Source organism: Alcanivorax sp. 1008 (assembly GCF_020667895.1).
GTDB lineage: Bacteria > Pseudomonadota > Gammaproteobacteria > Pseudomonadales > Alcanivoracaceae > PGZG01.
This window is the reverse complement of the sequence record NZ_JAFMPS010000043.1, coordinates 1-7,252: the sequence shown is the minus strand read 5'-3', so window position 1 is coordinate 7,252 and position 7,252 is coordinate 1. Positions and strand designations below refer to the sequence as shown.

6 protein-coding genes are annotated in these 7,252 nt (G+C 54.1%); all 6 read right to left on the bottom strand.

Annotated elements, in window-relative coordinates:
• On the bottom strand, positions 1 to 1,118 hold a 1,118-nt coding region (locus tag J1C54_RS15865), incomplete at its 3' end, for a hypothetical protein (RefSeq protein WP_229149841.1).
• A 142-nt stretch (positions 1,119 to 1,260) separates the two neighbouring features.
• Positions 1,261 to 2,163, bottom strand: a complete 903-nt coding sequence (locus J1C54_RS15860; RefSeq protein WP_229149839.1) for a YgdI/YgdR family lipoprotein — start codon at positions 2,161 to 2,163, stop codon at positions 1,261 to 1,263.
• Entirely contained in the window at positions 2,163 to 3,842 is a 1,680-nt protein-coding gene (locus J1C54_RS15855) for an OmpP1/FadL family transporter (protein ID WP_229149837.1), read from the bottom strand. Before J1C54_RS15855 ends, J1C54_RS15860 begins: the two co-directional genes overlap by 1 nt.
• Positions 3,843 to 3,876: 34 nt before the next feature.
• The gene (locus J1C54_RS15850; protein WP_229149834.1) at positions 3,877 to 4,938 is read right to left on the bottom strand and encodes a transporter; all 1,062 of its coding nucleotides are present in this window, start codon (positions 4,936 to 4,938) and stop codon (positions 3,877 to 3,879) included.
• A 44-nt stretch (positions 4,939 to 4,982) separates the two neighbouring features.
• Positions 4,983 to 5,798, bottom strand: coding sequence for a C39 family peptidase (locus J1C54_RS15845; RefSeq protein WP_229149832.1), 816 nt, complete (start codon positions 5,796 to 5,798; stop codon positions 4,983 to 4,985).
• Between the two features lie 197 nt (positions 5,799 to 5,995).
• Positions 5,996 to 6,811, bottom strand: a complete 816-nt coding sequence (locus tag J1C54_RS15840; RefSeq protein ID WP_229149829.1) for a DUF6160 family protein — start codon at positions 6,809 to 6,811, stop codon at positions 5,996 to 5,998.
• Between the last annotated feature and the right edge of the window lie 441 nt (positions 6,812 to 7,252).

Sequence of the window (7,252 nt, the reverse complement as noted above, 5' to 3'; positions counted from 1 at the left end):
CTCAGTGCCGCATCCGCCGGATCAAGCACACTAAGCACCTCCCAGTCGCCGAGCCCATCACCGCGAATATTCAGACTATCATCCAGCCGGGCACCAGCTTCAAAGGCCAGCAAATCATCCGCCGCCTCCGTAGTGAGACCCTCACCTTCAATTCCGAAAAGGGCACCGACACCAAGCACACTGCCATCAGGCATGACGATAAACGGTAAGTTTATGTTCAAATTGCTGGGCGGCTCATCGGGCAATGTAATGGCATAAGTGACGCCGTCGTGCTCCAGCTTGAAAAAGCCAGCACGAGTACGATCCATGGCTGCTTGAGCCAACGCCTCAGCTTGTGTAGAAGTTGATGGCAAGGCCAGCGGCGGGTCGATAACCGGAATTGCGGCGGCACTGACTTGGGCCAGCCAAGGCTCCCACGCGGCAGTAAACTCGGCATAATCTTGAGAAAAGTCGGCTAGCGGCGCTTCAGAAGCCAAATCATTCGCCTTGCTGGCAACCTTCAGTACCAACGGATCGGAGTCGACATCCAGTGCCGTCAGCAAGGCGACACGATTAAGCACCTCCTTATCACTGGCTAGCCGGCGAGCGGGGGCGGAAAGTGGCAACTCCTCCCCTGGCTCCAGAGAAAGTGGTCGCGGAACCAGATCTGCCATCGCCACCTGGAAAAAGCCACTACCGCCTGCACAACCAGACTGCCCGGCGGAACCTTCACTGCGCCCCGTACACATTGGCAAGTAGGCAACGCCGAAAGAAATACGCGGATCATCCAAACCGTCGCCGCCAACAAAAAACTCGACCGATCTGGCGTTCGTTGCGCAGCGAGCAAGATACGCAGTATCGCCAGAGGCTTGGACCCTGCCGACTGATTCCGTACATTCATACTTGATATGCGCAACATTCGAAGTGCGCACTACGCCACCGACTTCCGACGCCACCACCAGCTCGATTTCAACGGCCTCCTCGTCATCCTCAGGCAAGGGGGCCGGCTGCGGCGTGTTATCAATAATCGGGCCACCAATATTCACATCGCCGAAGTCTTCGCCAGCATTACAGCCACTAAGCGAAACCAGAGCAACACCAATAGAGATCACCAGAGCGTACAAGGTAGTGTGTTTCATAACGAATCCTGAAAATGACTGATCACAGCCTCACACAGCTGCACAATGAGCACCATTATGCTCCGCCGGGCGGCACAATACTGCCGACAAAACAGAAGGCCTCTCATATAGTTACAAACAAACAACGCCCGATTACACGGGACTAAGGGGCAGGTGGCGTTCGCAATGCACGCACCACCAGCTCACCTTTGAGAGCCAAAGGCGCCGAAGGTTCAGCCCAAAGGTATTCCCCCGGCACCAGTTCCGGCCGGCCTCTATCGGAAACGCCGGCATAGCCCAGATACAGCACCAGCCAGACCGATCCCTTCTCAACCGGTAGCTCGCCTTCCAGATAGCCCAAACGACTCCAGGTTTCCGGATAACGTCGGGCGAACAAGTTGTCCACCAGCAAAATAGGGGCGCCATCCTGATCAAGGAACACCGCCTGCGGGTGCAGATAGCCAACGCCGGTTAAAAAGGTCTGTAGCCGCAGTGCAGCGATACCCGGCTCAATACGAAAAGCCACCGCGGGGTGACGATCAGGCATAGACACCCAATACCAGGGAGGGCTAAAGGATACCAACGCCTCCAGCCCGGGCTTAAGCGAGACCGCCTGCTTTAACGGACCATCGCAACAACGCTCCGGCACACCCTCTACCCGCTCAATATAAGCATTCCCGGCCCGCCCAAGCTCCTCATAAGGCAACGGCTGATCTTCCTTTGCTTTACGCGCGGCTACTACATCAACTTGCTCAGTAATCTGATAGCCAGACGCATCACGATATATAACGAAGCGATCGCGCTCGGCATCCTCGATTTTTTTTTGCACTTGCTCATCGGTCTGATACTGGCCCTGCTGATCCAAAGACCGAGCATCCAGCTCGTCCAGCGCTGGCCGCAGCGGAGCACTTCCTGATGAGTTAGCTGCAGCAGGCGTATCACGCATCACCGTGACCATATTGCCCTGCGCATCTACGTAGGAATAGAAACCGCCCGATTCCGGGCGGTTAGTGGTAGTACAGGAAGAGATCAGGGCAAGCAGCCCGATCAGAAGAACCGCTTTCATCAAAAGGCCGTACGGAAAGCAAGACCGACCATATTGATGGTGGTTTCAGTCTTGATATCAAGACCCGCGTAAGGGTTGTAGACGATATTGTCGATACCCTCACTGTTGCCCAAGGTGCTGGTATTGGCCGGGATATTATCCCTGCTGCGCATGGTCGCAATAGCCAGATCAATATCGGTGTCCTTATCCCATTTGTAGCCAAGACCAAGACTGTAATAGCGGGCCTCATTAATCGGCACCATCGGGTTACGACGATCTGACGGAATAGCAGAAGCACGGGGCTCGTAGCCACCACGCAGCTGCAGACGCCCGGTCAGGTCGTACTGAACCCCGAACGCCAGATTCCAAGTAGACTGGAACTCTAGAGGAAAGCGCAGCTTCGTCGGCGTCGAGCCCGGGGAAAACAGCCGAGCGAGGGCAGTTACCGCGGTAGCCTTGTTAAACTTGAAGTTGAACGCATCCCATTGGTCGTAATCCACCCAGACCGCATCCACATTAAACTGCCAGCGCTCAGTCGGACGGATTTTGATCCCGGTCTGGAAATGGGCAGGCATGGTTAGGTCCATACTGATCAAGCCGGTTTCCGAGCTGCCGACGCTGGACGGAATGCCCAGCACAGCCAAAGCAATGGCACCAGTAGCAGTACCACCGATACCGTTAATGGTCTGCTCCGTGGCATTAGAGTAGTTCACGGTGAAGTCACCACTCATGCTCACCTTGGCTTCCGAGTGCCATACCGCACCCCATGCGAACCGCTCATTCGGCTCCCACAGCACACCCAAGTTGTAGCTTGGGCTGAGGCGCTGATCCATGGCCACATCAAGGGAAGCCAAATTCTTGAACGGTCCCAAACCCTCTTCTGGACGGCAAATACCGAACAGAATCAGATCAAGAGCGATATTGCTTTCACCCTTGAATGGCGCGCACACACTTTCATCAAGAATTCGGGCAAAACCCGTCAGCTCGTTTGGCGCACGGAAATCGGTTTCCAGCATCACTGCCTGATAGGACAGACCAACCGAAGCACCCAGGTACAGAGTGTCGGTAGCCTGAAATCCCACGGATGGAGACAGGTAGGTAATCCGCTCCAGCGCCATGCGACGCCCCATGAAATTACCCGGATCATCATCAGCGCGGTACAAACCCGCCGCCATCGGCAAGTAGGTGGCCGTGGCAAAAGTAAACTTGGAGCCCGGCGGACGAATAGCAAAGGACGGAATGGGACCAGCAATCAAGGGGCCTGGCGGCAAGTCCACTGCATCATTCAGAATCGGAATATATAGGCTGACACCTTCCACCGTGCTCTTGCCGGTGCGAAATTCACGGCAGAAATCTGCGCCATCATCGGGGGCGTCAGCGCACACCACCGGGTCATCGGAAAAGCCAAACACATTGTAGTCCGGTGGCGCGGAAAACTCCGAGTTAATGCCGAAGTCGACGCCGACGAACTGCAGATCCATACGACGACCACGCAACTTGCCAAGGCCCGCCGGGTTAAAGTGAATCGCCATGATGCCCGGCGGATCCGCCGTCACCGCATGGGCCATACTCATCGCCCGAACATCCACGGCGAGGTTGGTCGCAAGCTGCGCAGTAGCCGGTCCGGCCAGCAGCAGACTTAACGCTGCTACCCCGCCCCCGACTTTACGCATTACTGTTCTGCCTGTTTTGATTGTCATTCTTTTCTTCCGGCTACAGCCATTATTTCCGGAATCAGGCGCCCGGTTTGAAGCCGGTGAAATCCACCGGTACGTTGAAGCCCATCAAGACATCAGGAGAGTCCTCGGTAAGACCGAAGCCAAAACTGAAATTAATCACCCGGTTGGCAGCAGTACGCAGACCCAGCGACATATTGACTACGCTGGAAGTAGAGTCGGAGCTGCCCACCCGCGGGCGAAACTCAACACCCTGCTCGTCTGTCTCCGGAGCAAACTCAAAGAACGACTGAAAACTGTACGACTGCTGGTAGCTCGCGCTAAGAGAGACCTCATAACTAAGCGCATAGGCCATACCAAACGAAAAGTTCACGCTATCTCCTGTGTCCACCCCGGTCAGGACACGGGGACCGCCATCGGTGGCACCACCGCGTTCCTGCCTAATCCCGCTTACATCAAAGGCATGGGTGTAGCCAACAGAGCCAAACAGCACTACGGGGTCGATCACCTTGCTCATGCTGACGCCGCCGCCTAGCGAATAATAACCCTTACCGCTGGATAGCTGGTTCCGCACATCGATTTTGTAGGGGCTATCACCGGTGGCTGTAGAGAGGGTGGTGTAGAGCGTAGTGTTTGTAGCACCCGCCTTGATAGGGAAAGGCTGATAACGCAGCCCTATTGAGACATCCCCAAGGGCTGCCTTGGAAATATCTCTCTCCGTGTCGTATTTATAAGTCAGCGGAAAGTTAGCGTTGAGCGTCAGGTTGTTCCAGATACCGTAATCCAGTGACAAACTGGAGCCGAAGGAATGCTGCGAGTCATTCTCAATCTGGAAGTTAGTAATCTGCCCTTCCTCGATGGCAATAACGATTCGGTTATCACGAAAATAGCTGTAGCTGGCACCAAAGTTCATCGACATCTGACCAGAGGGCAGCAGCGAATACTGCTTCTGGCTAGCCTGGAAAACCTCTTCCAGATTACTCTCCTCAGTAACATCAGATTCCTTCTGCTGCAGGGCCTCCCGTGCGTCCTCGACGTCTTCTGCTTGAACAAAACCGGCCGCAGCCAGCAAGCAGCACAACAGCGCCCCGTTAAGGATGACACCCCCTTCAGTTTTCATCAGTCTGATCCTTTGTTGTTCTGCTACAGCCATATTTTTATCGATCATTTCTGGTTGAAATAGGTTCGGGTCGGCACATTAATAATGCGCGTTTCGCCCCACTCATCTTCGATACGCACACGCACCAGCGAGGAAGCCCGGTCCGCTTCATTTTCCAACGTCTTGGTAAACACCGGGAACTCCTGATAAACAATGTGGCTAATGGTCTTCTCATCCACCAGGCGCATATCCCAGTCCGTTAGGGCCAAGCCATCCTGCGGCTCAAAACCGTTCGGGAAGATAATGAAGAGTACATTGTCCGTCCAGACTTCCTGAAATTTAACCTCGGAAAAACTGATATTGCCCAACGCGGGATCAGCCACATAGACATGGCCGTCACGATATTCCTTGAGCACTACAAAGTGCTTAAAACCACCATAGTGGATCGGCACAATGGCCGGGTGGTCAAGCTTCTTAACATCATCAAACTTGGCCCGAAAACCACCACTTGGGTGACCCAGCGCAGTGGCCAGGCGTTTCATATCCAGCAAGGAAAAACCGCGGCGCTCAACGATCTTCTCGGTTTCACCAAAACGCAGCAAACCTTCCATAATCTGGCGCTCGTCAAACTGACGGCCCAGATACTGATTAAGCACCGTGGTTAATGCAGCGGAGCCACAAGAATAATCGTAAGCTTGGCGAGTCAGGTTCTGATATTTGAAGTCGGATACCGGCTTGACCACGATACCGCGCTCATACACCGCACCCATGTCGCCAACCGGGTGTTCGTAGTGGACATAACCCTTCGGGTACTCCTCCACCACCATGGACTGGTTCGCAGCCACAAAAATCAACCCTACACCCAAAATAATTGCCAGCATTGACGGGGCCCCGGTCCTTTATTGTTATGAATACACTGTCGGATCGAGAAATACGACTTGGCAATGCTAACCGCCTGAACGGACAGTGTTTGTAGGGATTTTGTAACCCTTTGGCAGAACCACTGCCCCCTGTAGCGAAGAACAAAAAAAGGCCCGGCGAACCGGGCCTTTTCTGTCCATCAATCAAGTGGCAATGATTACTTACCGTTGATGGTGACGTTGGTGGTGGACAGGTCAAGACCAGTGATATAGACGTCGCCAATGGTGTCAGTGCCGCCATTCAAAGACAGGCTTGTCATGGCAATGCCCACTGCGTTCAGGTTAGCACCCAAATCAAGCACCAGGCCATTGGTGGTAAGAGAAGCGGTGGTACCGCCCAGATCAATACCAGTCAAAGTTACGCCGGTGCTGATACCGGTGCCTGCGCCAGTAGAACCAAGGGTTACCGTGCCCATGCTAATGGTGCCGATGTTGCCGTTCACGATGTTCAGGAAGTTCTCCGCACCCGCACCCAGCTGAATGCCGAGATCTACTCCACCGGCAAAGGTAATCGTAGAAGAGGTAAGAATGGCAGTGCCCGAGGCGCCCTGCACCGGAGTCGTGCCAGCAATAAGCGCGTTCTCCGTGTCAACGACGTAGATATCACCAGTAGTAACCTGGAAGCCAGCGGCAAGATTAACATTCACAAGCAGAACGCCGCTACCCGTACCATCACCAGCATTACCGCCAGCATCAATCTCAACAGTAGCGGTACCGACAGCAGCCATATTGTCAATAAAAATACCGCCAGACTCAGTGTACCCAGCCGGGATCAGAGCAGCATTAGCACCAGTCAGACCATCGGTGTCGTGCACCAAAATGTCCATAGTTTGGTTGAGGCCCAGAGAGATGCTGATACCATCCTGACCGGTTACGTCAGACATGGTAGCGTCATCGAGAGCTTCCATAGCGAAGCCGCTCATCGGCAGAGCAGCTACGGCGGTAACCAGAGCGAGTTTCTTGAACCCTTTCATTTGTTTTCTCCTCGTGTGCACACACGCGTTTATTATGGGTTGTTTAGCTTTACTGGCGCTGCAACAGCGCACAAACAAACAGTAACACGGTGATTACACAGACGTCAGCCGGAATTTCACTTTACAATCACCCCCCACAGCCCCTCTAACATCATGTTATTTAATGCTTTTTAACCATTAGATTAAAAATCAACCAGATTTATAAAACCGCCCATCATATGGCCCTTGCGCCGCACTGTTACCGTGCGTAACACCAGCCATATATTTCAGTTACATAGTGTGACGGGATTCTCACTCCCCTGCCCTATAATGGCTCGCCTCTGTTTCAGGTGCAGGAAATGACCCAGTACGCTCCCCTTTACAGTGCTATCTGGCATGCCAGCGGCAAGCACCTGGCGGCCAGCCGGCCAGTTGCCGTGCTGCAGGCACACGGCGCTACCG